Annotated in this window: 19 protein-coding genes; 10 read left to right on the forward strand and 9 right to left on the reverse strand. The window is 62.9% G+C overall.

Annotated elements, in window-relative coordinates; genetic code table 11:
* Window positions 1-20 precede the first annotated feature (20 nt).
* Together EEB13_RS22945 and EEB13_RS22950 are read right to left on the reverse strand one after the other, a co-directional pair.
* Window positions 21-1,544 carry a DUF6350 family protein gene (locus tag EEB13_RS22945; protein ID WP_222839818.1) on the reverse strand — a complete coding sequence of 508 codons (1,524 nt, stop codon included), beginning with the start codon at window positions 1,542-1,544 and terminating at the stop codon, window positions 21-23.
* A 71-nt stretch (window positions 1,545-1,615) separates the two neighbouring features.
* Window positions 1,616-2,593, reverse strand: a complete 978-nt coding sequence (locus tag EEB13_RS22950) for a DUF5336 domain-containing protein (RefSeq protein WP_033234210.1) — start codon at window positions 2,591-2,593, stop codon at window positions 1,616-1,618.
* Window positions 2,594-2,679: 86 nt separating this feature from the next.
* Between EEB13_RS22950 and EEB13_RS22955 the strand changes: the two genes are divergently transcribed.
* Window positions 2,680-3,303: an IMPACT family protein gene (locus tag EEB13_RS22955; protein WP_045069201.1), complete on the forward strand. Its 624-nt coding sequence runs from the start codon at window positions 2,680-2,682 to the stop codon at window positions 3,301-3,303.
* Between the two features lie 140 nt (window positions 3,304-3,443).
* Here the strand turns inward: EEB13_RS22955 and sucD are convergent, their stop codons facing one another.
* The 3 genes from sucD to EEB13_RS22970 all read right to left on the reverse strand — a co-directional run bounded on the left by sucD (window position 3,444) and on the right by EEB13_RS22970 (window position 7,609).
* The gene (sucD, locus tag EEB13_RS22960; protein WP_033234208.1) at window positions 3,444-4,346 is read right to left on the reverse strand and encodes a succinate--CoA ligase subunit alpha; all 903 of its coding nucleotides are present in this window, start codon (window positions 4,344-4,346) and stop codon (window positions 3,444-3,446) included.
* 15 nt (window positions 4,347-4,361) lie between these two features.
* Complete coding sequence (gene sucC, locus EEB13_RS22965) at window positions 4,362-5,531, reverse strand: ADP-forming succinate--CoA ligase subunit beta (RefSeq protein ID WP_045069199.1); 1,170 nt, start codon at window positions 5,529-5,531, stop codon at window positions 4,362-4,364.
* 191 nt (window positions 5,532-5,722) lie between these two features.
* Window positions 5,723-7,609, reverse strand: a complete 1,887-nt coding sequence (locus EEB13_RS22970; RefSeq protein WP_261984622.1) for a hypothetical protein — start codon at window positions 7,607-7,609, stop codon at window positions 5,723-5,725.
* Window positions 7,610-7,842: 233 nt separating this feature from the next.
* On the opposite strand from EEB13_RS22970, the gene EEB13_RS22975 reads away from it, so the two are divergent.
* On the forward strand, window positions 7,843-8,880 hold the full coding sequence (locus tag EEB13_RS22975; protein WP_033234205.1) for a M23 family metallopeptidase: 1,038 nt from the start codon (window positions 7,843-7,845) through the stop codon (window positions 8,878-8,880).
* Between the two features lie 76 nt (window positions 8,881-8,956).
* On the opposite strand, the gene pcrA is transcribed toward EEB13_RS22975, so the two are convergent.
* Window positions 8,957-11,560, reverse strand: a complete 2,604-nt coding sequence (gene pcrA / locus EEB13_RS22980) for a DNA helicase PcrA (RefSeq protein ID WP_233364300.1) — start codon at window positions 11,558-11,560, stop codon at window positions 8,957-8,959.
* A gap of 315 nt (window positions 11,561-11,875) precedes the next feature.
* On the opposite strand from pcrA, the gene EEB13_RS22985 reads away from it, so the two are divergent.
* Both EEB13_RS22985 and pgi read left to right on the forward strand, forming a co-directional pair.
* A complete protein-coding gene (locus EEB13_RS22985; protein WP_033234204.1) occupies window positions 11,876-12,184 on the forward strand; it encodes a chorismate mutase in 309 nt (102 codons plus the stop codon).
* Window positions 12,185-12,293: 109 nt separating this feature from the next.
* A complete protein-coding gene (pgi, locus tag EEB13_RS22990) occupies window positions 12,294-13,949 on the forward strand; it encodes a glucose-6-phosphate isomerase (RefSeq protein WP_172935700.1) in 1,656 nt (551 codons plus the stop codon).
* Window positions 13,950-13,966: 17 nt separating this feature from the next.
* Here the strand turns inward: pgi and EEB13_RS22995 are convergent, their stop codons facing one another.
* A complete protein-coding gene (locus EEB13_RS22995; protein WP_045069192.1) occupies window positions 13,967-14,779 on the reverse strand; it encodes an FAD:protein FMN transferase in 813 nt (270 codons plus the stop codon).
* A 107-nt stretch (window positions 14,780-14,886) separates the two neighbouring features.
* Here EEB13_RS22995 and EEB13_RS23000 point away from each other — a divergent pair, with 107 nt between their 5' ends.
* The 3 genes from EEB13_RS23000 (at window position 14,887) to EEB13_RS23010 (ending at window position 17,674) form a co-directional block, all read left to right on the forward strand.
* On the forward strand, window positions 14,887-16,155 hold the full coding sequence (locus EEB13_RS23000) for a hypothetical protein (protein WP_239654776.1): 1,269 nt from the start codon (window positions 14,887-14,889) through the stop codon (window positions 16,153-16,155).
* A 381-nt stretch (window positions 16,156-16,536) separates the two neighbouring features.
* Entirely contained in the window at window positions 16,537-16,980 is a 444-nt protein-coding gene (locus tag EEB13_RS23005) for a helix-turn-helix domain-containing protein (RefSeq protein WP_033234389.1), read from the forward strand.
* A gap of 190 nt (window positions 16,981-17,170) precedes the next feature.
* Window positions 17,171-17,674 (forward strand): hypothetical protein, encoded by a 504-nt coding sequence (locus EEB13_RS23010; protein ID WP_095888430.1) that lies wholly within the window; start codon window positions 17,171-17,173, stop codon window positions 17,672-17,674.
* A 21-nt stretch (window positions 17,675-17,695) separates the two neighbouring features.
* Here the strand turns inward: EEB13_RS23010 and EEB13_RS23015 are convergent, their stop codons facing one another.
* Window positions 17,696-19,018 carry an NAD(P)/FAD-dependent oxidoreductase gene (locus EEB13_RS23015; RefSeq protein WP_033234200.1) on the reverse strand — a complete coding sequence of 441 codons (1,323 nt, stop codon included), beginning with the start codon at window positions 19,016-19,018 and terminating at the stop codon, window positions 17,696-17,698.
* Complete coding sequence (locus tag EEB13_RS23020; protein ID WP_141486352.1) at window positions 19,018-19,770, reverse strand: SDR family oxidoreductase; 753 nt, start codon at window positions 19,768-19,770, stop codon at window positions 19,018-19,020. Before EEB13_RS23020 ends, EEB13_RS23015 begins: the two co-directional genes overlap by 1 nt.
* A 97-nt stretch (window positions 19,771-19,867) precedes the next feature.
* On the opposite strand from EEB13_RS23020, the gene EEB13_RS23025 reads away from it, so the two are divergent.
* From EEB13_RS23025 to EEB13_RS23035, 3 genes are read left to right on the forward strand one after another with little or no spacing between them, the layout of a single operon-like run.
* Window positions 19,868-21,277, forward strand: a complete 1,410-nt coding sequence (locus EEB13_RS23025) for a dihydrolipoyl dehydrogenase family protein (protein WP_033234199.1) — start codon at window positions 19,868-19,870, stop codon at window positions 21,275-21,277.
* A gap of 31 nt (window positions 21,278-21,308) precedes the next feature.
* Window positions 21,309-22,853, forward strand: a complete 1,545-nt coding sequence (locus EEB13_RS23030; protein WP_141486353.1) for a carboxylesterase/lipase family protein — start codon at window positions 21,309-21,311, stop codon at window positions 22,851-22,853.
* On the forward strand, window positions 22,850-24,334 hold the full coding sequence (locus EEB13_RS23035) for a carboxylesterase/lipase family protein (RefSeq protein WP_141486354.1): 1,485 nt from the start codon (window positions 22,850-22,852) through the stop codon (window positions 24,332-24,334). The genes EEB13_RS23030 and EEB13_RS23035 overlap by 4 nt, the downstream gene beginning before the upstream one ends.
* Window positions 24,335-24,365: the final 31 nt, after the last annotated feature.

Consider the following 24,365-nt stretch of genomic DNA (forward strand, 5'->3'; position numbering starts at 1 on the left):
ATAATCGGCCAGACGACAGCTTAGTCGCTGGGGTCTTTCACCGGTGAGGGCAGGTCGGTCGCAGACTCTTCGGCAGAATCCTCGACGACGGTTACAGCGTCGACCTCGACCTCTGCAGCCTTGCTTTCTTCAGCCGTGAGTTCCGGCGCCTCGGTCTCCGCAGACTCCGCAGGCTCATCGGTCTCGTCGGTGTCCTCGGTCTCCTCGGTCTCCGACTCTTGCGCCGAACCAGTTTCGTCCACCGACTCATCCGTCGAGTCCGAGTCCGTGTCCGAGTTCGTGTCGTCGCCTTCGGACTCAGCTGTTTCAGCCTGCTGGGCCGACGGTGCCGTCACCGTGGGCTCCGGTGCAGGAACCGCCCGATGCTGCAACCACGTCGTGATCAGTGCACTGATCGATCCGAACAGCGCCAACCAGCCAAAGGTCAAGAACCCGACGGCCCACCAGGTCACCTCGACGGCACCGAAGTACCCCAGCTCCCCTCCGCTGGCGAGGGCGAGGAGCGCGATCACTGTTCCGCTCATGAACGCGGCGGCAACGGCTGTGAGGATTCCGTCCTGCCCGCCGACGCGGCGTGCGCAGTCTCGTCCCAGATAAATCCCGATCACGACCGGAACAACGAGGAGTACTGGCCAGAACCCTCCGCCCGTGCCGGCCGGGACGGCTCCGAGAACCGGAAGCGGTGGAAGGTCGCCGCCTATGTTGCCGAACACACTGGTGGACACCTCACCGATATCGGCGCTTGCGCCCGTCATGACGGCGACCGCACCGACAACAAGGTTGGGCAGGTAAAGCAGCGACAGCACGGTCAGACCCAGCACGCCGACAAAACCGCCGCCACGGGCAAGAAGATCCCCGACGGTGGACCAGGAGATGAGCAGCGCACACAGAACGGCAATAGATCCCGCTGCCAGCAGCGCTGTTGTCGTCCAGGCACCGGGGCGAACGGCGGCGGATGCCCACCGCGGAAGCTCAGGTTCGATGATCTGCCAGTGCGCGACAACAACGCCGACCGTCGCGGCTACCAGGTGAATTCCGGCGACCCAACCGAACGCGCTCAACGCATTGGGACTCGACAGCGGGATTGCAGCGGACGCGTCGGCAACAACGACCAGGCAGATCGCGGTCACCGTGAGAGGCCCCGCCACGGCTGCGCCCACCAGTCGCGCTACTGCTATCCGCGTATCGGCGAGTGTTGCCGCCGACGCACATCGCCGCGCCACCACCCACATCATGAGTGCGGTCGGGAGCAACGGCAGCACACCGAGTTGAACGTCGTCGATGACAACGGGAACTTGATGAATAGCCAGCCACGTCGTTGCGATGGCGCCGAATGTTCCGGTCAGTTCACTACTCGCCGATACCAGCGTCACGACTACGACGGCCGAGATCAGCAGGATCGCCATTCCCGATGAGCGGAAGGCCACGGTGAGCAGTGTTCTGGTCTGGTCTGCTTCCGGCGTGGGTGTGCGCAGCGACGTGCGGCCTCGTGTTTGCTGACCGGAGGAAGGGCGTGGTCGTGTTCGATCAGTCAAAGAATTCATCCCCTCGAGGATTTCACCCGACATCGCGGCGCGCACTCAGGCGCGCCGCCCGGGACGAATCCGTAAACCCCTTACTGCTGACGCTCGTCGGGGTTCCGAGAATCGAAAGCTCGAGTCTCGGCCGCTGGGTCTGTGTTCTCGCCGGTTTCGGGGGCTGCGGGAGCTTCGAAGCCGGTGGGCTGGGCTGGGGTGGGCTGGTACGGCCCCGCTTGGTGCTGGGCAGGGGCGGGCTGGGTAGACGGGTACCCGGCCGGAGGCTGCTGCCCGGAGGGGTACTGGGGCGTCGGCTGCGCGTACCCGCCGTACTGCTGGGATTGTTGGCCCGACGTGTCGGTAGTTTCTGCGGGTGTCGCGCCGTAGCCGCTCGCGTATCCCTGCTGCTGCGAACCGGGCTGCGGCGTTTGACCGTACTGCTGTCCGTAGGGCTGGTTCTGGGCCCCGTACTGCTGCGCCTGGCCCTGCTGCGGCTGCCCCGGCTGGCCTTGCTGGTACATCTGCTGCTGCGGCTGGCCGTACTGCTGGTAGCCCTGACCGAAGGCCTGGGGAGCTACCGGCCTGGGCGCGGGGGCCTTGAGGATTCCGATGTCGAAGAGGAACGCGGCCACTGCGACGACGGTCTGCACAAAGCCGAGGACGAGGACGACGATCAATCCCCACCCGAAGCCGATGTCGAGGTAATCCGTCGAACCGAGGCTGAACGCGGTGAACACCAACGAGACATATCCGACCAGGGACAACGCGGCAAATATCCCTGCGTAGCGTTGCTGCGGCAGCAATGACACCGCAGCCAGAACACCGCCGGCAAAAAGGAATCCGAGTCCGTAGACACTGGTTTCGAAGAAACTGGACGTGGTGCTCACGTCGGAACCGACACCGGAACTCGTGATCGAGGTGAAGGGAGCGAACCCGAGCAGAAAGTTAACGATTCCCAACGCGGCTACCGCGATGGTCAAGAAGAAACCGATCTTGGCCCCACCGCCTGCGTTCGGGGGCGTCGGCGATCCGTACGAGGATCCTCCGAAATTTGACCCTTGCGGTGTGAACGTCATGGCTTCCCCTCGTGGACGGACGGTTGTCGATTCCAGCCTATGTGCCTTGTCTTCTCACGCCAACACCGACAGGAGACAATGGGCAGATGCCCTTCACTCTCGCTCCCGGCGCGGATCACACTGTCGAGACGGAAGTGAAGCACTCGCGGTTCATCGCCTCCCTCCGCAGAATCGACGACACCGAGGGCGCAAAACAGTTCCTGGCCGAACAGAAATCACTGTATCCGGATGCGCGCCATCATTGTTCGGCATTCGTGGTGGGCTACGACGCATCGTCGCGGTCCGAACGCGCCGACGACGACGGTGAGCCCGGCGGCACAGCCGGGATTCCGATGTTGCAGGTACTCAAGGCGCGTGACCTCGTGGACGTAATCGTGGTCGTGACACGATATTTCGGAGGCATCAAACTGGGCGCAGGCGGTTTGGTACGCGCATATTCCGGCGCAGTGTCGGTTGCGGTGGATTCTGCCACGCTGGTCGGCCGCGAGCGACGAACGTTGCACACCTTGGCAATTCGGCATGGGGAGGCCGGACGCGTCGAGGCCGAACTGCGCGCCCGCGGAGTTGTGGTCCTTGGGACCGACTACGGATCGAAAGCTGTTCTGACACTTGCCACTCACGACCCCGAACACCTTGCGTCGACGGTGGCATCGATCACCTCAGGCGCCGGCCAACTCGAAACCGCAGGCGATACGTGGGTCGACGTCTGAGCCGCCCGGCGACAGACATGTCACAGTGACGAACAACGCCCGCAACCAGGAAAACCTGATTGCGGGCGCTGTAGTTCAGACAAACTGCAGTTCAGACAAGCTGCAGTTCAACACGAAGCACTACGCTCCGCGAAACGAACTTAGAGGCTCTGAAGGATCTCGCGTGCGAGAGCAGCGGTGGCGGACGGCGTCTTGCCGACCTTCACGCCTGCAGCTTCGAGAGCTTCCTGCTTGGCCTGAGCCGTTCCCGAGGAACCGGAGACGATGGCGCCTGCGTGGCCCATTGTCTTGCCTTCGGGAGCGGTGAAGCCTGCCACGTAGCCGACAACCGGCTTGGTGACGTGAGCCTTGATGTAATCGGCTGCGCGCTCTTCTGCGTCGCCACCGATTTCACCGATCATCACGATGACCTTGGTGTCGGGATCGTTCTCGAATGCCTCGATGGCATCGATGTGCGTCGTACCGATGACCGGGTCGCCGCCGATGCCGATGGCGGTGGAGAAGCCGAAGTCACGGAGTTCGTACATCATCTGGTAGGTCAGGGTGCCCGACTTGGAGACCAGGCCGATGGGGCCGGTGCCTGCAATGTTGGCGGGCGTGATGCCGACGAGAGCCTCACCCGGGGTGATGATGCCGGGGCAGTTCGGTCCGATGATGCGCGTCTTCTTGCCCTTGGACTCGTTGTACGCCCAAGCATAAGCGGAGTCCTGGACCGGGATGCCCTCGGTGATGACCACGAGGAGCGGGATCTCCGCGTCGATGGCCTCGACGATGGCGTCCTTCGAGAAGGCCGGGGGAACAAACGCGATGGAAACGTCTGCGCCGGTCTCCTTGATTGCTTCTTCGACCGTCGCGAAGACGGGGAGCTCGACAGCGGAACCGTCAGCAGCAACGTGCGAGACCGTGGTGCCGGCCTTGCGAGCGTTGACGCCGCCGACGACCTGGGTGCCGGCCTTGAGCATCAGAGCGGTGTGCTTGGTGCCCTCGCCGCCGGTGATGCCCTGGACGATGACCTTTGAATCCTTGGTGAGGAAGATTGCCATTGTTCTGTGAGTCCCTTACTTCGCTGCGTGAGCGAGTTCGGCGGCCTTGTCGGCGGCCTCGTCCATGGTTGCGACGACCGTGACCAGCGGGTGGTTGGCCTCGGCGAGGATACGACGACCCTCTTCGACGTTGTTTCCGTCCAGGCGAACGACGAGCGGCTTGTTGGCCTCGTCGCCCAGGGTCTTCAGTGCGCCGACGATGCCGTTGGCAACTGCGTCACAAGCGGTGATGCCGCCGAAGACGTTGACGAACACGCTCTTGACCTGTGCGTCGTTCAGGATGACATCCAGGCCGGCAGCCATGACTGCAGCGGAAGCTCCGCCGCCGATGTCGAGGAAGTTGGCGGGCTTGACGCCACCGTGGTTCTCGCCTGCGTATGCGACGACGTCCAGGGTGGACATGACAAGGCCTGCGCCGTTGCCGATGATTCCGACCTCACCGTCGAGCTTGACGTAGTTGAGGTCGTTTTCCTTGGCCTTGAGCTCGAGGGGATCGGTTGCGTCGCGATCCTCGAATGCCTCGTGGCCGGGCTGACGGAACGCTGCGTTCTCGTCGAGGGTGACCTTGCCGTCGAGGGCGAGGATCTGATCGTCAGGCGTGCGAACGAGGGGGTTGACCTCGACGAGGAGTGCGTCCTCGTTGATGAAGACCTCCCACAGCTTCTGGATCGTGACGGCCGCTGCGTCGAGCACCTCAGCGGGCAGCTTTCCTGCCTCGGCGATGCTGCGCGCGAACGCGAGGTCGACGCCCTTGACTGCGTCGACGGGGATCTTCGCGAGAGCGTCGGGGTTCTCCTCGGCGGTGACCTCGATCTCGACGCCACCCTCTACCGAGCACATGGCCAGGTAGGTGCGGTTGGTGCGGTCGAGCAGGAAGGAGATGTAGTACTCCTCGGCAATGTCACTTGCCTCTGCGACCAGCAGCTTCTTGACAACATGGCCCTTGATGTCCAGGCCGAGGATTGCTTCTGCGTTTGCCACTGCGGCATCCACGTCGGGCGAGTACTTCACGCCACCGGCCTTGCCGCGGCCACCGACCTTGACCTGCGCCTTGATCATTACGGGCTTGCCGATTTCTTCGGCAATCTCGCGTGCTCCTGCGACCGTGTCCGTAACACGCCCAGCCGAAGTCGGCACTCCGTGCTTGGCGAAGAGTTCCTTCGCCTGGTATTCGAAGAGATCCATCTGCTCACCGTCTCGTCTGCGTTGACACCCGCTCGAGGGGTAGGAGCGGGTCTGTTCTGGACTTTAACCAGTTGCTGCGTTCGGTTTGCGCCCGCATACATGCTATGTGGCCCATGTCACGCGACATCGCCAGGTGCGGCAGGCGTCACCGATCGGCAACGCAGCTTCGCACCATTTGTCAAGCGCGGGTCTCACCGCCGCTCGGCATGCATCGACAGCGTTGTTCGCGCACTGAAGAAAGCAGCAACGACTAGCAAGAGTAGGCCCGTCGCCGCTGCGATCGCACCCGCCCCCACTGTTGCGTCCGGTATGCGTGAAGACGTCAGTGGTCCCGCGGCGAGATATATCGACACCGAGACCGCCGATCCGACGAGGAGCGCAACAGCACGCGGTGGCCGGGAACGGGTGGCGACGACGGATGCGAGCAGGACCGACACTCCGACGAGGAGTTGACCCCAGGTGTCGATCCCCCACGCGTCACTGCCCCATGGCCATTGCGTGATCGACGCCGCGGTGTGATTTGCGCCGCGATAGAGCGGCAGAGCGGTGCCGACGAGTGCAAGTACGCCGCCGAGTCCGGCGAGGATACAGACCACGGAGTTCGCCTCGATCTCCACGGATGTGTCGATTTCCTCGCGTTCCGCTGTTCCGGCGAACCACAACGCCAGGCCGGCAGCGGCCGCGAGCGCGGAGGCGACGCCCATCACGTACACCCCGGCCCCAAGGTCGACACCCGAAACATCTGTTGCGATGACAGCTGGTTGCACGACAGCCGCAATGCCCATGACGACGGTGGTCCACAGCGTTCCCACGGCCGGCCGAATGGCAACGGCGCGGCCAGGAATCCACAGCCCGAGCGACGCAATGAAGAGAACGATCGCCGCGACGAAGACGATGCGGGTCGCGAGTATCGACGGTTCGGCGAGTCCACCGGGCAAGGACAGAATGGGCAACGACGCGCCAAGTGCGGCCGACACAGCGGCGCCAATTCCGAGCGCCCCGGCGATGCGGTGCATCTTCGTGACGTGAGCCTGCGCTTCGCGGGCCTGCTCGATCATCGCGGCTCGGCGCGCTTTCTTGGAGCCGCCGGACGGCGCCTGATTTTCGGATTTCACCGGCCGCGCTTCTTCTGCCGCTGCAGCCTCGCGCCGCGCCGACAGAATCGGTATCACCGCGCCCACTCCCACGATGACCACCGCCGCGATGGCACCCACGATCGATCCAGCGCCGACACCGATCCGGTCACCGGACGCCAGACCGGCAACAACCCGAGTGCCACTGACACCCAGCGCGCCGACGCCGGCGCCGACAACACCGCCTGCGCCCACCCACGGCGAAATCGACGTCAGAGCCGATGCCGTGACGATCAAGACGGCCACGGCAACCAACGCGGTTCCGACAGCACTGGCAGCGGGACTGTCCACGAGGGAGCGGGCGAGAAAGATCGGATCCTGCGAATCGAAGGCGGGCACGAACAGCGACAGCACGTAAGCGCCTGCAGCAAGAATCAATACGGACGTCGGCCAGGCACCGATGCGTCCGCCTACGGATCTGCCGTCGTACTCGGCAGCGTGTGCGCTGCCGTATCCGTCACGCTCGGACTCACGATGAATCACCACGAGCCCCAGAATTCCGGCAACAACCAACAGTGCGTGCCCGAGGAGTGCAACGTACGACCCGACACCCGCGGTGATCACTCCGGCGGAAATCGGACGGAAAAGTTCCAAGCGGTTTGCGTCGATCGCGTCGACGAACAATTGCAGATCGAGGATCGCGACCCCGAAGGACAGCGCGCCTGCACCGGCCAAGAGCGCGCCCGAGAGGGCGGGGTGACGATGCGCCACCACAATCGCAGCGGCCGGGATCACGAGCGCGCACAGCGCGGCAAATATCGAGGCGGTCACGATCGAACCGGACGCGCCGGGTCCACTCCCCACGTCGACAATCGGCGCAGCCGACACCGCGACCGCGCCGAGCAGCCCCAGAACTAGGGCCAGGGCGAGCGGCGGCGGGAATGGACGAGCGGTGCGAACATCGCCGGGCGCGTGGACCGACGAGCTTCGGAGTGTTGACGACACCTGCTCGACGGTAGCGCCTGCGCAGGTCGGTGATCTGGTTGTGACACACCCCGATATCAATCGAGATACTTGGTCCGATTTGTCCGAAGCGACATATTGCCTGGTCAGGATGTGAGCCACGTCACAAACTACGACTCGTTTGCTGTATAGGTTGCACGTGTCGCAACCATTTCGTTACCGTTACTCCAGCTAAGTCACAGGCTGATCACGAACCCCAAGGAGCGAACAGGCATATGCGACACAGCCAGTTCACGCCCAGCAGGTTCACAGAATCAGAACCGGACGAGGTCACGCCCTCTTATCCAACGCACTCGGCCCGGCGTTACACCGAGACCAAAAGTTCTGAGATTTCTTCCCTTATGTTCACTCGCTCCGCATCCTCCACGTCGTCAGATTCCGACTCGGTAGACGCCTACCCGGCAGACTTCGAGACCGTCGAGTCCGACGTGAACAGCATCTCGACCTTCACGCCACCGGCATCTGCAGATGTCTCCTCCCCGGCTCGTCGCACCGGCGCTCACCGCATCCCCACCCCGCCCTCCGCACTCAAAGGTCGCGCCGCAGTTCTTGCAGTCGCAGCCGGCGCGGTAGTCGCAGCGGGACAGGCAGTAGTCGACAACGGCTCGGGCAATGCAGTCGGGCACTCGGACGTCGCACTTGCCGACCAGTCCTCCACCATCGGAACCACCGCACAGCCACAGGCAGCCCAGTTCGCGCCCACCGCCGCAGCGTCCTCCACCACGGCAGCCGACGCACCCCAGGTGCTCAACGTCGCCGCCCCGACCGACCTGTCGCAGTTCAGTAACCTCCTCGCCAAGGGACAGCGTTTCAGCGAAGAGCGCGCAGCCCGCGAAGCCGCTGCCCGACGCCCCCTGTTCGTCCTCCCCGCTGTCGGAACTTTCACCTCGAACTTCGGTAGCCGCTGGGGCACCCTGCATGCCGGTGTCGATATCGCAGCACCCATCGGAACGCCCATCGTCGCAGTCGCCGACGGCACCGTCATCGACTCCGGCCCGGCTTCCGGGTTCGGTATGTGGGTTCGCCTGCAGCACGCCGACGGCACCATCACCGTGTACGGACACATCGACACCTCGGTAGTCACCGTCGGCCAGCAGGTCATGGCCGGCGATCAGATCGCCACCGTCGGCAACCGCGGCTTCTCCACCGGCCCGCACCTGCACTTCGAGGTTCATCTCGCCGGCGAGAACAAGATCGACCCCCTCCCCTGGCTCGCCTCGCGCGGTATCAGCCTGGGTATCGAGCAGGACTGAGCTCACCACAACCGAAACTTTCGGCCCGCACCTTTTCTGTGGTGCGGGCCGAAAGTCTTTCCAGAGCTTCTTGCCCCTACAGCTTCACCATCGGAACACCGCCGATGAGCATCAGACGCACCTTGCCTGCGCTGCCGAAGTCGATGGTGACTGTTGCGGTCGGGCCGGTGCCCTTGGTCTCGAGGACTGTGCCCAGTCCGTACTTGTCGTGACTGACCCGATCGCCGACGGCAAGAACCAGGTTGTTGTTCCGTCCTCGCGCAGCACCGAAACTTGGTGCGGGAGAGTCGTTTCGAGAGGTGTTGCCGTACCCGCGGCCACCTTGGCCACCCTGATTGCCGTAGCCACCGCCATAACCCTGACCGCCGGCATAGCCCTGGCCGCCCCCGTAACCGGGTCGACCGCTTCCGAACCCGCCGCCGGTGCCCGGGTCTTCGCGGCGCCAGTTGATCAAATCCTCGGGAATTTCGCTGATGAACCGTGATGCGGGGTTCTGAATCGGCTGACCCCACGCGGAGCGCATGATCGCACGTGTCAAATACAACCGTTGCCGCGCGCGAGTGATCCCGACATAGGCGAGGCGTCGTTCCTCGGAGAGCTCTGCCGGATCGCCGAGGGCCCGCATGTGCGGGAATTGACCGTCTTCCCAACCGGTTACGAAGACGACGGGGAATTCGAGGCCCTTGGCGGTGTGCAGTGTCATCATGGTGACAACACCTTCGTCGGAGTCGGGCAGCTGATCTGCGTCGGCCACCAACGACACTCGTTCGAGGAACGCTGCCAGCGAACCTGGATCGGGTTCACCTTCGCGCATCGCTGCGGTTTCTTCGTCGTCCGGGTCGATCAGTCCGGCAGCATTTCGAGCATCAGAACTGAATTCTCTTGCCACACTGACAAGTTCGTTGAGGTTGTCAAGCCTGGCGCCGTCCTGAGGATCACTGCTGGCAGCAAGTTCGCCGCGGTAGCCGCTACGTTCGAGCACGGCCTCGGCCACTTCACCGATGTCGCCGAGCTCGGAAGACTCACTGCCGTCGGCAGATTCGGCCGGCAATAAGGTGCGCAGCCCGTCCATCATGTCGAGGAAGGCAACGATCGCCTTCTGCGAACGCGTATTGAGCAGTGCAACCTTGCCTTCCGCCGCATCCCGCAACGCGGCAGCAAAGCTGATGTTGCGATGCTCCGAATGCACTGCGACACAGGCCTCTGCGCGGTCGCCGATTCCGCGGCGCGGTGTGTTGAGGATTCGACGCAAGCTCACCGTGTCGTCCTCGTTGGCGAGCACCCGCAGGTAAGCGACGATGTCGCGAACTTCTTTGCGCTCGTAGAACCTGACGCCGCCCACGATCTTGTACGGCACACCGAGGCGGATGAAGATTTCCTCGAGCGCACGCGACGAGTTGTTGGTGCGGTAGAACACTGCGACGTCCGAGAATTTTGCGTCACCGTTCTCGACCAGCCGGTCGATCTCGGAGGCGACAAAGGATGCTTCGTCGTGCTCGTTGTCCGCAACGTATCCGACGATCAATTCGCCTTCACCGGAATCGGTCCACAACCGCTTCTCGCGTCGCCCCGTGTTCTTGGAGATGACGGCGTTGGCAGCCGAGAGGATGTTCTGCGTCGAACGGTAGTTCTGCTCGAGCAGAATCGTGCGGGCGTCCGGGTAATCGCGTTCGAACTCCACGATGTTGCGGATGGTGGCACCGCGGAACGCGTAGATGGACTGATCGGCGTCGCCCACAACACACAGTTCAGCCGGCGCCACCGCATGGTCGGATTCGCCTGCGCCGCCGACCAATTCACGCACCAGCATGTACTGCGCATGGTTGGTGTCCTGGTATTCGTCGACGAGGACGTGACGGAAGCGCCGACGGTAGTACTCCGTGATCTGCGGGAAGTTCTGAAGCAGAGCCACAGTCTCGCCGATGAGATCGTCGAAATCGAGCGCGTTGGCCGAGCGCAGGCGCTGCTGATAAATCCCGTACACCTTCGCAACCAGGCGGGGCAGTTCCGCGGGATCCTTGTCCGCGGCCGCGACTGCTTCCTCTGGGTCGATCAACTCGTTCTTGAGGTTCGAGATGTGCGTCGCAAGCAATCTGGCCGTGAAACGCTTGGTGTCGAGCTCGAGATCCTTGGAGATCATCGTCAGGAGCCGGCGCGAATCATCCGAGTCGTAGATGGAGAAGTTGGAGTTGAGCCCAGGAAGCAACGCCGCCTGAGCGCGCAGAATGCGAACACAACTCGAGTGGAACGTCGACACCCACATACTGTTGGCCCGCGGCCCGACCAATGCCGCGACGCGCTCACGCATCTCGGCTGCAGCCTTGTTAGTGAACGTGATGGCAAGGATCTGCCCCGGAGTGGCACCGCGCTCGGCCAACAGATATGCGATGCGGCGCGTCAGCACTGCGGTTTTGCCCGAGCCTGCGCCGGCAACGATCAGCAGCGGTGAACCGGCATGGACCACGGCTTCGCGCTGCTGCGGGTTGAGACCCTCGAGAAGCTCGTCGGAACCTCGGCCACCCGGCTGGGCAGAATGACCGTGCTGGGCAGAATGACCGTGCTGGGGCCCATCGTGATCGTGCTCGAAGAGACCGCCCTGCGCGTAAAGACTGCCCTGCCCGTCAAGACCGTCTCGCCCGTCAAGACTGCCCTGCTCACCGACTGCTGGATACATGTTCATCGTCTGTCCACGCTACCGGCGTCCACCGACAAGAGTGTGAGTGCGGTGGCGGCACTTGGAACTGGGATGCCGAACATGGCAAACTGGACGCTATGTTGAGCCTGTGCAACACCGCAACCACCTGCGATTGCCGCAGTGTCGGTGCGCGGTGGCACTACTTTACGAGCGCCGGACCGCGGTGCTCGTGAAGTCTTCGAACAGCTCACCTGCCTCTGGTCCGACTCGGATCCGGGGCATTTTTCGTCAGGGCGCTGGATCGGTAACGACCCGAGCTGAGAACACGATCCACGCAGTAGAAAGAGGAGACGAATACATATGAGCACGCAGGCAACGGCACCCGAGGGAAACTCCACTCCGACCGACGTCGACGTTCCGCGCAGCGAAGCTGAGATCAACGAACTTCGTAAGGAGATCGATCGTCTCGACGCCGAGATCCTGGCAGCAATCAAGCGCCGCTCCGAGGTCTCACAGATCATCGGTCGTACCCGGATGGCATCAGGGGGGCCGCGCCTGGTTCACAGTCGTGAGATGAAGGTGCTCGAGCGTTTCAACGAGCTGGGCCAGGAAGGTCACACGCTCGCAATGCTGCTCCTGCGTCTCGGCCGCGGACGCCTGGGACACTAAGCCCCGCAGCTCGCACCGCCCTGCTCGCAGACCGGCTGATCGGAGCAGGCCAGGGTGCCGCCGAGACTCATCCAGAAGTTTCCAGACCGGGCCGTTAAAGTCGATGACTGTGAGCATTGACATCACCGGAACATCAGCCTGGCAGAAACTGCGCGCTCATCACGCCGATTTCCACGCCGTTCACCTTCGGGAACTCTTCGACGAGGATCCGGCTCGCGGAACCGAGTTGACGGTGGACGCCGGTGATCTCCACATCGACTACAGCAAGCACCGTGTCAGTCGTGAGACTCTCGACCTGCTGATCGCGCTGGCTCGAGAGGCCGGCGTCGAGGAGCGTCGCGACGCAATGTTCGCGGGTGATCACATCAACACCTCCGAGGATCGGGCGGTGCTACACACCGCACTGCGCCTCCCTGCTGATGCATCCCTCACTGTCGACGGCCAGGACGTCGTCGCCGATGTTCACGAGGTTCTGACGTCGATGGGCGCCTTTGCCGATCGTGTTCGCAGCGGCGAGTGGACCGGATTCACGGGAAAGCGCATCCGCACCATCGTCAACATCGGTATCGGCGGATCGGATCTCGGGCCGGTCATGGTGTACCGAGCACTGCGGCATTACGCCGACGCGGGCATCAGCCTCCGATTTGTCTCCAACATCGATCCCGTGGATCTGGTGGGGCAGCTGGCCGACCTGGATGCCGAGACCACCTTGTTCATCGTGGCATCAAAGACGTTCTCCACACTCGAGACCCTGACCAACGCAACGGCGGCAAAGCGCTGGCTGTTCGCCGGTCTGGGTAGCGAAGACGTCGCCGCCGTCGCCAAGCATTTTGTCGCGGTGTCCACCGACGCCGAGCGAGTCTCCGCGTTCGGGATCGACACCGTAAACATGTTCGGATTCTGGGATTGGGTGGGTGGCCGCTACTCGGTCGACTCCGCCATCGGCCTCTCCGTCATGTGTGCGGTCGGCCCCGTTCGCTTTGCCGAGTTCCTCGACGGCTTCCACCAGATCGACACGCATTTCCGCACCCGACCGCTGGAGGAGAATGCGCCGGCGATTCTCGGCTTGATCGGCCTCTGGTACTCCAACTTCTTCGGTGCACAGTCCCGCGCCGTGTTGCCGTATTCCAATGACCTGTTGCGCTTTCCGGCCTACCTGCAGCAGCTGACCATGGAGTCGAACGGCAAATCCGTCCGCTCCGACGGCACCCCGGTGACAACCTCGACAGGCGAGATCTTCTGGGGCGAACCAGGAACCAACGGCCAGCACGCCTTCTACCAACTACTCCATCAGGGCACCTGGTTGGTGCCTGCCGATTTCATCGGTTTTGCCGAGTCCACCGACGATCTGCCCACGGCTGACGGCACAGGTTCGATGCACGACCTCCTGATGAGTAACTTCTTTGCGCAGACCAAGGTGTTGGCGTTCGGCAAGAGCGCTGAGGAGATTGCGGCAGAGGGAACACCCCCGGAGTTGGTGCCGCACAAGGTGATGCCGGGTAACCGACCCACCAGCACCATCCTGGCCAAGGAGCTCACACCGTCGGTGGTCGGGCAGTTGATCGCACTCTACGAGCATCAGGTTTTTGTCGAAGGTGCTGTGTGGGGGCTCAATCCGTTCGATCAGTGGGGGGTCGAACTCGGCAAGACCCAAGCTTTGGAACTGGGGCCTGCACTCTCGTCGGCCGAGGCTCCGAGCGATCTCGGCGATTCCTCGACCGACGCCCTGGTGAACTGGTACCGGAAGCAGCGCGGCCGGGCCTGAGCAACTGGCTCGAACGCTCAGGCGGCGTCCGGACCGAACCAATTCTCGGTGGTGTACACACGCCCGGACTGATCCACCAATCGAGCTCGAAGTTCTTGCTGCTCAACCCATTTGATGGCGCTTATCCCCCGCACGAGCGCCGCACGGCTGGCGGCGTACGCCCACACTGCGTCGTCGGCAATCACCGACACCTGCGCCCATTCTGTTGACGGACGATCCTGGTGCGGTTGCCATGAAGGCGGTTCGGCGGCGTGCGCAGTGGCAATCGCCGTCCCGTTGGCCAGTTCGACGTCCTCGCCGCCCGGAACGGGAATCTGCCAACCACCGGCCGGAGCGTGCCCCGCAGTGGCAAGTACGTCGCCGATCCGCACCGCAACACCACATTGCAGCTCTGCCGCAACAGTTTGCGCGGCTCGATCGACGGTGTCCGCCTTTGCCACTCCCGTGATGTCGAACGAAGCTCCCCACGGCGCGTACACGACGTCGCCGTCGAGTTGCACGTCCTCGAATGTAGGGGTCGGGTGGACCGGCGGAATCGAGTCGTCCTCCGAGAAGTTGTCGGCAAGCGGGTTCACCTCACCGGCCGTCATACGGGCCGCCCACAGCGCCGAACGCAACAGTGACGACATTCGCCGGGTCACTTTCACCGGCGTCCCCTGAGCCAGATTGACGGCATGAATTTCGGCGTCGCCGCGCCCGAGATCGCACAGCGCTTCGGTGTCCTCGATGGCGGCAGCGATCAGCGCGTGTGCTGTGGGCAGTGCAGCACCCTCCGTGACATCCACTTCGATAGCGGAATCCCACATAGCCCACTTCTCGACACTGACCATGTCAGCCTGCCCTTCGTACCACGCGGCGTAACAACCAGTATGCGCCGAATCGCGGGTACGCCGCCAGAAACCGCAGGTCCTCTACGTGCCACGCCTACACTGCTGGGGTGGGAGTTCGCTTGAGTGTCGTCGACGAGATGTTTCTGTGGACCCACCGAGGTCTCGGCTTGCCGATCCTGATGCAGGGCGTATGGCGCACCGACAGCATCGTCGATCCGAGTGAGCTCGAGCAGTTGTGTGTACGGGTGGCGTCCGGGCCGCTCGGCCGACGCGTGCGCAGGCCGCGAATTCCGGGCGCCCGGCCCGAATTCATCGCCGACCCGCGTCATTACCCTCTCAGTTTTCGTTCGGAGCCCATCGCCGCCGACTCGGTGATCGAGTGGGCCGACGCTGCGGCCCTCCTCTCGGTTGACCCGGAACGAGGTCCGGGGTGGCGCATCGCCGCGACCTACGATTCAGACGGCGGAACCGTCGTCTCCGTGACGTGTTCCCATGTCCTTGCCGACGCCCGCGGATTGATCGGCGCCCTCAGCGACGCGATGCAGCGGAAACCGTCACCGCCGATCGATCGCACCGGCCACTCGGATATCACCGACGCGCGCTCGACCGTTGGCCGCGTTCTGCGCGGAACCACCCGTGCGGTGGGCGGATTGATCGTCAGTCCGGCGCGCAGAGCCGAACTCCGCGGCTTCACCGCACCGGCCGCCGCCACTCGGCGCTTCCAACGACACTCGGTAACGTCCGCGGTTCTGGAAATCGACCGGGACCAATGGGATGACGTCGCAACGTCTTCCGGAGGTACCGCCAACAGCTTGTTCCTGGCATGTGTCGGCGAGCTAGCGCGAGCCGAGAACAAAACCGCCGCAGTCACGCTCAGCGTTCCGATGAACGTGCGTACCACTGACCAGGGAGACAATTCCGTCGACAATTCGGTCGCGATGGTCGCGATCCCGTTGACCCCCTCCACCACTCTCGCGCAGATTCGCACATTGTGCCGTGACGCGTTCGAGGCTCCTCCGATGTCGAGTCCGGCAGGCTTCCCGGCCGAACTCCTGCAGGTCGTCCCGGACCGAGTCGCTCATCGACTTGCCGACGGACCTGGTCAGCGAGATGCCTTGTGCTCCAATATCGGTACGGTCGACATCGACCAGTTCGAGGGGCACCGGACTACGGGGCTTGCCCTCCGCGCGGTGCATCCTGGAGCGAGCGCCGCTCAACTGGACAACACATCAACTCGAGTCTCCGGATACCTCAGTCGCAACCACGCCACGTACACCTTGTCGCTGGTGAGCTTCGTATCGGCCGACAATCAGGCACTGCGCACGCTGGCCTGCAACACGCTCGAAAAATTCGGCATCTTCGCTCGCCCCTGGTAGCGCTCATTTCCCTCCAAGCGAACTCGCCAGTCGAGGCCTTGGCAGAGCCGAAAGGTATGCTCGCACAAGAGACTGGCCGGTAACTTAGCCAAATCAGCTGCATAAGAGCGTAAATCAGTACAAACCGCCCGGAAGGTACTGATTTAATATTCTGATAACGAACGGTCAGTTCGCGTCGCAAATCACACTGTCCACAAACGCTTTCAGAGCCGGAAAACCCAAATATCCCCAGGTAAAAGCACTCTCATTTCTAAACATCCAATTTTGAGTCGTCTACTATGTGACATCTGCTTCGCATAACTATGCAATCGCAGAAATATGCAGCACATTGTGGCGCACACGTCACAAGCGAAGGGAGGAACCGTGGAAATGGGAGGAACCGTGGCAGATTCGTTCCGAGAACGATTGAACGCCCTGTACCCCGTAACACCTCCCCGATTGACCAATGCGCAAGTTGTAGACGCACTTTCCCAACGTGGCTGCCGAATTTCCACACCGTATCTCTCGCAGCTGCGCAGTGGCGTTCGAACCAACCCGTCTGAGCAGGTAGTGCTGGCACTCGCCGACTTCTTCGGAGTCGACGCCGAGTACTTCTTTGCACCTACCCCTCGCCATGATCCGGAACTGATCCCCGATGAGGACCGTTCGGTTGCGGAAGAATTCTATGACAACGAATTACGTTCCCTCACACGTAAAGCCGTAGATCTGTCCCCCGAGTCACAGAGCCTGCTTTCCTCGATTGCCGAGAAGCTCAGGTCCTCCGAAGGCCTGCCATCCGTCCCGCCGGACTGCATTACCTACACTGCGCCACAGCCACGCGCCTGATCACCATTCGACGCGGCAGCGCTGCATCTATACCGAAAGTTGTTGCAGTACAACTGCAACTGGCATCCCCGTGAATGCCGCGACCAACGTCGAACATCCGGTGACAGTATGCGGGAAGATCTACGTTTCCCGTGGCCCCTTCGCGGGTATCCCCCACTGCCAGTAGCGCCCACCTTCGAATGGAGCGATCATGCGCAGACAGTGGTTGTTCGCGATTGTGGCCAGTGCCGCACTTGCCGCGTCCGGCTGTTCGTACGACGCCACCGACTCCGGCACCGATGCGGACAACGTCACCGTGATGCCGACATCGTTGTCGCCGCCGGCCGCAGCCGACGCGGTGCTACTGAAGACTGCCGAGTCTCCACTGGGAACAATTGCCGTCGACGGCGAAGGTATGACCGTCTACATCTACGACCCGGACGAGGAGCACCCGACCGGGGATTCCTGCGACGAGAGCTGCCTCCGGCATTGGCCTGCCGTCACGTCTGTCACCGATTCTCCGGTGACCGAGGGGATCAACGCGGCGCTCGGTACCGTACCGGGACCTGACGGTTCGTTCCAGGTGACGGTCAACGGCAAGCCGGTCTACCGATACTTGGACGATGAAGTGCCCGGCGACATGTTGGGGCAGGCCGTCGGTAGTCTGTGGTTCATGATCGACGAATTCGGGAATCCCGTCTTCACCACGGAGTAGTCGGATCCCGCGACAGTTCGCTCAGTTGTACGGTTGCCGTGCGGTTTCCGGGTCGCCGAATGTGATTGCGCGTTCCCGGCGCGTTTTCGACGCAAGGGTGACGCCCCAGTTCAGTGCCGTGCTGACGCGGTTGCGGAAACCCGCGAGGAACGCGATGTGAATGACTCCCCAGGACACCCAGCCGATGAAGCCCGACATCCGGATCGGTCCGGCCTGCAGGAGTGCGTGGCGACGCGAAATATAGGCCGCAGTACCGAGATCGCGGTACTTGAAGGGCTTTCCGTTCGGTCGACCGTTTTCGACGCGGGCAGCGATCTGCGCCCCCGCGTAGCGTCCACCCTGCATAGCCACTTCGGCGACACCGGGCAACTTGTCCCGGGACATGATGTCGCCGACGACCCAGATGTTCGGGTGGCCTGGCACGGTCAGGTCGGCCTCGACGTCGATGCGGCCGCCGCCGACCTGCTTGACGCCGAGCGCCGTGGCGAGCGCTTCGACAAACGGCACTGCTTCGACACCGGCGGTCCACAAAATGGTGCGGGTCTCGTAGCGCTGCTTCGCTTTTGTCTTCTTGTCGGTGGTCTCGATCTCGGTTTCACCGACGTCGGTGACATGCACGCCGAGATGCGTTTCGACGCCGATCTTCGCGAGCGTGCGCGCGGCAGCCGCGGACAGCGATCTGTTGAACGACGGCAACACTCGATCGTCACCGTGGAAGAGGAGCACTCGCGCCTCGTCCGGGTCGATGGACCTGAATTCGTTGGTGAGCGCGTGCATCGCCAATTCGCGTATCTGCCCCGCGATCTCGACCCCGGTCGGTCCGCCGCCGGCAACGGCGAACGTCAACCACGGACGCCGTTCCTCGGCAGTGGGGAGAGATTCGGCCATTTCGAACGCGGCAATGAGACTGCGGCGGATGGCCAGCGCGTCGTCCAGCGTTTTCATTCCGGGCGCCCATTTGATGAAGTCGTCCTGGCCGTGGTACGACTGCCGCATGCCGGCCGCCACGATCAGATAGTCGTACGGTAGGTCGAATGTCGAACCGTCGAATCTGCTTGCGGTCAGCAGCCGAGCTTCGGCATCGAGGGATTTTGCTTCGCCCAGCACTACATTCGTATTCTTCTGGTCTTCCAGAAGGTGCCGAAGTGGGCTCGCGATCTGGCCTTCGGAGAGGAGCCCGGTTGCACACTGGTAAAGCAACGGCTGAAACACGTGACTGGTTCCGCGATCGATCAGAACTACTTCGACGTCGGCTTTCTTCAACTTCTTGGCTGCGTAGAGGCCGCCGAATCCGCCGCCGACAATGACAACGCGCGGCTTGCCGTTCGACTTGTGGATACTCATCAGACGAACCTCGCCGTCACCGAGTTGGGCAGAAACCGCAGTGCAGCATCGATTCCCTGCCATTTCAGTCCGGGAAGCGCCGCTCGTGTCACTTCCTTTTCGATGGCCGCAACCATCGCATCGACGCCCTCGTCGAGCTCAGCCATCAAGGAAGAATCGTCGCCGGCACTCGCCGACATGTCCGTCTTGATGAAACCTGGCAGCAGGGTGGTTACTCGAATTGGCGTGCGCGCCAGTTCGATACTGAGAGCCTCACCGAGCGCGGCCACCCCGGCTTTGCTCGCTGAATATGCGGCTTTGGTGCCGGGAAGTCCACGATCTGCACTGATCGAGGACACCAGTACAAGGTGCCCGGCGTTCTGCGTGCGGAATATCTCGAGTGCGGCCTCGCACTGTGACAGTGCGCCTACGAAGTTCGTCTGCGCTGTCGCAAGATTCGCGTGTGCCTTACCGGTACCGATCTTGGCGCCCTTACCCAGACCGGCATTGACGATCACCCGATCGAGCCCACCGAGTTGGTCGCGAAGTTCGCCGAACACTCGGACAACGGAATCATGTTCTGTGACATCAAGCCCTGCCACCGCAACTGTGATCCTTGGATGCTCGGCGAGCAATTGCTTCCGGAGAGCGTCGAGCCGATCGGTTCTCCTGGCGCATAGAGCCAGATCGCGTCCCCGCGCTGCGAACCTTCGTGCCATTTCTTCGCCGAGACCCGAACTTGCGCCGGTGATCAGAATCTTCTGCCGCGTCATGGCTGCCACTGTAACCACCGCAGGGTCACCGCACGGCCCGTCAGTCGACAAACCGGTTACCCTGCACATCACCACCCGATCGGCATACCGTAGAGCGATGACCGAAGAATTCGATGTCATAGTCATCGGCGGCGGACCGGCGGGCGAGAACGCCGCGGCCTACGCAATAGCCGGAAGCACCCGTACCGCTGCCATCGTGGAGCACCAACTAGTCGGTGGTGAATGCTCGTACTGGGCGTGTATGCCGAGTAAGGCGCTGCTGAGGCCAGGGCAGGTGCTCGACGACGCGGGCGCGTTGCCAGGTGTATCCGCCGCGCCGCCGGACATCGACGCGATCTTGGCCAGACGTGACTCCTTCACCCACAACCACGACGATTCCTCGCAGGTCGAGTGGGCCGAGTCCGCCGGTATCGACGTGATCAAAGGCCACGGCGTTCTGGACGGCGAGCGGACCGTTGTTGTCGACGGCACCCGCACGCTCTTCGCCCGCCAGGCCGTCGTACTTGCCACCGGAACCACCGCGTCGGTCCCGGACACACCCGGACTGCGGGCTGCGCTCCCTTGGACGTCACGCGACGCCACCAATCTCCACGAAGTTCCGCGGCGTGTTGCCGTCATCGGCGGCGGCGTCGTCGCATCGGAGTGCGCAACGTGGTTGTTGTCATTCGGCGCCGAGGTGACGTTGCTGGTACGCGGCAACGCAGTGCTGAAATCTGCCGAACCGTTTGCCGGAGACATGGTTGCGCGTCATCTCACCGCACGGGGAGCCGACGTGCGGTTCGGGACTACCGTCCATTCCGTATCGCGACCCGATGCCCGGGATACTGGTGAAGGGAACATTCACGGTGGGCCGGTCACCATCGACACCTCTTCCGGTGTGATCGAAGTCGACGAACTGATTGTTGCCGCAGGCCGTGCGCCGACGTCGGCGCAGTTGGGGTTGTCGTCCGTCGGTTTGACCGATGGTGCGTACGTTCCGACGGACGATCACCTGTGTGCACAGGGCGAATGGCTTTATGCCGTCGGAGATATCAACGGCCGGTCACCGCTGACCCATATGGGTAAGTACCAGGCCCGAGTGTGCGGCGATGTGATCGCCGCACGAGCAGCGGGACGCGCGCTGGTCGACCCACGGTTCATCGCCTCCGCTGACAGCGGCCGTGTTCCACAGGTGGTATTCACCTCGCCCGAAGCAGCGTGGGTGGGGCGCACCGAAAAGCAGGCCAGGGCAGACGGTATCGACGTCGAGGTCGTGGAGATCGACATTGCCGTCGCAGGATCCTCGCTGCTCCGTGACAATTACGAAGGCCGCGCGAAACTGGTGATCGACCGTGGTGCCGACGTAATCGTCGGGGCAACTTTCGTCGGTCCGGATGTATCGGAATTGCTCCACGCAGCAACAATTGCCGTCGTCGGTGCGGTCCCGCTCGACACGTTATGGCATGCGGTGCCGTCGTATCCGACGGTCAGCGAAGTATGGCTCAGGTTGTTGGAGGCACGGCGGTAATCGGGGGCAGAAGTTACGTATAGTCGCGACTATGGCGGCAGACGCACCGACGAATCCAGGTCTACTCGTACGCACAGCTGACGGAACATTGCGCGGCACGCGGGTGGGCAAACTCCGTGCGTGGCGAGGCATTCCTTACGCGCGTCCCCCGGTCGGAGCTTTGCGGCTGCAAGCGCCACGACCAGTGCGGCCTTGGCGAGGTGAGCGGAACGCGTCGGCATTCGGCGATGCGTCGGTCCAGAACAAGAAGGGCTTGGCGCTGGCTCCCGGGAAGTATCAGCCCAGCAGCGAAGACTGCCTCACACTCAATGTTCTTGCCCCCGAATACCCCAGCCGCGAGCCCCTTCCGGTAATGGTGTTCATCCACGGGGGCGCCAATACCATTGGCACCTCGGCGACGGGCATCTATTCCGGGCGCTCGCTCGTCACCCGCGGCAACATCGTGTACGTATCGATCAATTACCGACTGGGCGCTCTGGGTTTCTTGGATTTCACCGAATTCTCCACTCCTCGGCATCATTTCGACGCCAACCTCGGGCTTCGTGATCAAGTGGCCGCATTGCAATGGGTGCAGCGGAACATTGCAGCATTCGGCGGCGACCCCGATCGAGTGACGGTCTTCGGCGAATCGGCCGGCGGCACTGCCGTCACCACTCTGCTGGCGACGCCGGCGGCCAAAGGATTGTTCGCGGCCGCCATAGCCGAGAGCCCGGCACCGGATCTTGTTGCCAACCAGTCACTCTCACGCGAATGGGGTCGACGGTTCATCGACATTCTGGGCTCCGACGCCACCCCGGACCAGGCTCTGCGTCTTACGTCGGCTCGTGAATTGGGCCGCGCCGGAGCCCGCCTGGGAGCCGAAGCTCTTGCTGCTACACCAGGGCTCCATCCGTTCGGGCCCAGTGTCGACGGAGATTTTCTTCCCCACCCGCCGGTGGAGGCGTGCAGTCGCGGCCTGGCACATCGGGTTCCGCTGATCATCGGCACCAACAAGCGTGAGGGCACGCTCTTCCCGAAGTTCCTCGACGGGCTCCCGACAACACCCGCGCGAATCGAGAGGATGTTCGCCCTCACCGATCCCGCAGCCGGAAATCGAATCCTTGCAACATATCCCGGATACCCGAGCACTGACACTGCAATCGACATCGGCGGCGACGTGACTTTCTGGCATCCGTCGGTGGAGTTGGCGCAGGCACACGCGCAGTACGCACCCACGTACGCCTACCGCTTCGACTTTGCGCCACCACTGATGCGATGGGTCGGTCTCGACGCCACTCACGGTTTCGAAATGTTTGCGGTATTCGGTATCGGTGACAGCGCCGTCGGCCGTGGCCTCACAGTTCCTGGTGGCAGGCGAGGCCTCAGCGCCGTCACCGAGGCGATGCAGGGACATTGGCTGCACTTCGCACAGCATGCGGCACCTCGAACTGACTGGCCGAGTTACGCCGCGCAGCGTCACACGATGATCTTCGACGCGATCTCTCGCGTGGACACCGATCCGCGCGCCGAGCAACGACGCGCCTGGTCCGGATATGCGGGCTACCACAACTACGCACCGAATCAGGTTTCTTCGTGACCGACAACCTTGACGTAGTACTCGATTCGGGAAAGATCCGGGGCCGCTACCTCGAGACCCGCACTGGTCGACTCCGCACCTGGCGCGGCATTCCCTACGCTGCTCCGCCGATCGGGTCGGCGCGGTTTCTCGCACCGCAACCAGTTGCCGCGTGGGCGGGAACCCGCTCGGCCACCAAGTTCGATTCACCGGCACCACAGCGTAAGAGCACCGAAAACGAGTCGTGTCTGTTCGTGAATGTTCTTGCGCCCGAGTCGGCCCGTGTTACCCCACGTCCCGTGATGGTGTTCATTCACGGCGGCGCGTACAACGGCGGAAATCCGTCGGCGCCGATGTACTGGGGAACGTCGTTGGTGGAACGTGGCGATGTCATCTACGTCTCCGTCCAGTACCGCCTCGGCGCGCTCGGCTACCTCGATTTCAGTGAATTCTCCACTGCGGAGCACTCATTCGACTCGAATATCGGGCTACGTGACCAAATTGCGGCACTCGAATGGGTCCAGCGAAACGCCGCGGCGTTCGGCGGTGACCCCGACAACGTCACAATCTTCGGTGAATCCTCCGGCGCAAATGCCGTCACCACTGTGATGACAACACCGTCTACGCGAGGGTTGTTTGCCCGCGCCATCGCTCAAAGCCCGCCGGCAGCTTCGGCATACGGAAAAGAACGCGCGCACGGGTGGGCACGCGAATTCCTCGACATTGCCGGAGCCCCGACCAAGACACCCGCGGCCTGGCTACGAAATGTACCGGTTCGTCGGCTCGTCGAGGTCGGCGACGAACTTGTGCGTCGCGGCGCTGACGAGGAACCTGGTACCCGTGCTTTCGCGCCTGTTGTGGGCGACGACGTCCTCCCCGAACATCCGCTGGACGTCTTTGCCGCCGGAAAATCTCATCCCGTTCCACTGATGCTCGGGTCAAATCTCCACGAGGGCAGAATCTTTCCACGTTTCCTCAACATTCTTCCCACCGATCCCGCCCGCATCGAGAAAATGTTCTCGCACGTTTCGGCCGACGTGAAGGCCCGCGCACTCGCCGCCTATCCGACGTATCCGCACCGCTACGCCGCCGCAGACATCGGCGGCGACATCACATTCTGGGAACCGATGGTCCTGTGCGCACAAGGACATTGCGACGTGGCCCCCACGTACAGCTACCGCTACGATTTTGCGCCGCGCATCCTCACCCTGGTCGGACTTGGCGCCACCCACGCCACAGAACTGTTTGCCGTGTTCGGGCGATCGGACGCCCTCACCGGTGCGCTGACCGCGATCGGTGGGCGTCGGGCTCTGGCGACGGTCACCGAAGCGATGCAAGAACATTGGATCAACTTCGCGAGAACCGGTAGCCCGGGTACCGAGTGGCCCGTGTACACGAGCGCCCAGCGGAGAACCATGATTTTCGACCGCATCAGCCGAGTGGAGAGCGATCCACTCGGCGACCGTCGACGAGCCTGGATCGGATACGAGCACCGACGCTGACAACAGGGCAAGATGTACACACACCAAGAAC

The organism is Rhodococcus sp. WS3, from assembly GCF_003797085.1.
Taxonomy (GTDB): domain Bacteria; phylum Actinomycetota; class Actinomycetes; order Mycobacteriales; family Mycobacteriaceae; genus Rhodococcus_F; species Rhodococcus_F globerula.

Excerpts from the sequence above, each read along its gene's own strand:
- EEB13_RS22945 (WP_222839818.1), bottom strand. The coding sequence starts at position 1,544 with ATGAATTCTTTGACTGATCGAACACGACCACGCCCTTCCTCCGGTCAG.
- EEB13_RS22950 (WP_033234210.1), bottom strand. The coding sequence starts at position 2,593 with ATGACGTTCACACCGCAAGGGTCAAATTTCGGAGGATCCTCGTACGGA.
- EEB13_RS22955 (WP_045069201.1), top strand. The coding sequence starts at position 2,680 with ATGCCCTTCACTCTCGCTCCCGGCGCGGATCACACTGTCGAGACGGAA.
- sucD (WP_033234208.1), bottom strand. The coding sequence starts at position 4,346 with ATGGCAATCTTCCTCACCAAGGATTCAAAGGTCATCGTCCAGGGCATC.
- sucC (WP_045069199.1), bottom strand. The coding sequence starts at position 5,531 with ATGGATCTCTTCGAATACCAGGCGAAGGAACTCTTCGCCAAGCACGGA.
- EEB13_RS22975 (WP_033234205.1), top strand. The coding sequence starts at position 7,843 with ATGCGACACAGCCAGTTCACGCCCAGCAGGTTCACAGAATCAGAACCG.
- pcrA (WP_233364300.1), bottom strand. The coding sequence starts at position 11,560 with ATGAACATGTATCCAGCAGTCGGTGAGCAGGGCAGTCTTGACGGGCGA.
- EEB13_RS22985 (WP_033234204.1), top strand. The coding sequence starts at position 11,876 with ATGAGCACGCAGGCAACGGCACCCGAGGGAAACTCCACTCCGACCGAC.
- EEB13_RS22995 (WP_045069192.1), bottom strand. The coding sequence starts at position 14,779 with ATGGTCAGTGTCGAGAAGTGGGCTATGTGGGATTCCGCTATCGAAGTG.
- EEB13_RS23010 (WP_095888430.1), top strand. The coding sequence starts at position 17,171 with ATGCGCAGACAGTGGTTGTTCGCGATTGTGGCCAGTGCCGCACTTGCC.
- EEB13_RS23015 (WP_033234200.1), bottom strand. The coding sequence starts at position 19,018 with ATGAGTATCCACAAGTCGAACGGCAAGCCGCGCGTTGTCATTGTCGGC.
- EEB13_RS23020 (WP_141486352.1), bottom strand. The coding sequence starts at position 19,770 with ATGACGCGGCAGAAGATTCTGATCACCGGCGCAAGTTCGGGTCTCGGC.
- EEB13_RS23025 (WP_033234199.1), top strand. The coding sequence starts at position 19,868 with ATGACCGAAGAATTCGATGTCATAGTCATCGGCGGCGGACCGGCGGGC.
- EEB13_RS23030 (WP_141486353.1), top strand. The coding sequence starts at position 21,309 with ATGGCGGCAGACGCACCGACGAATCCAGGTCTACTCGTACGCACAGCT.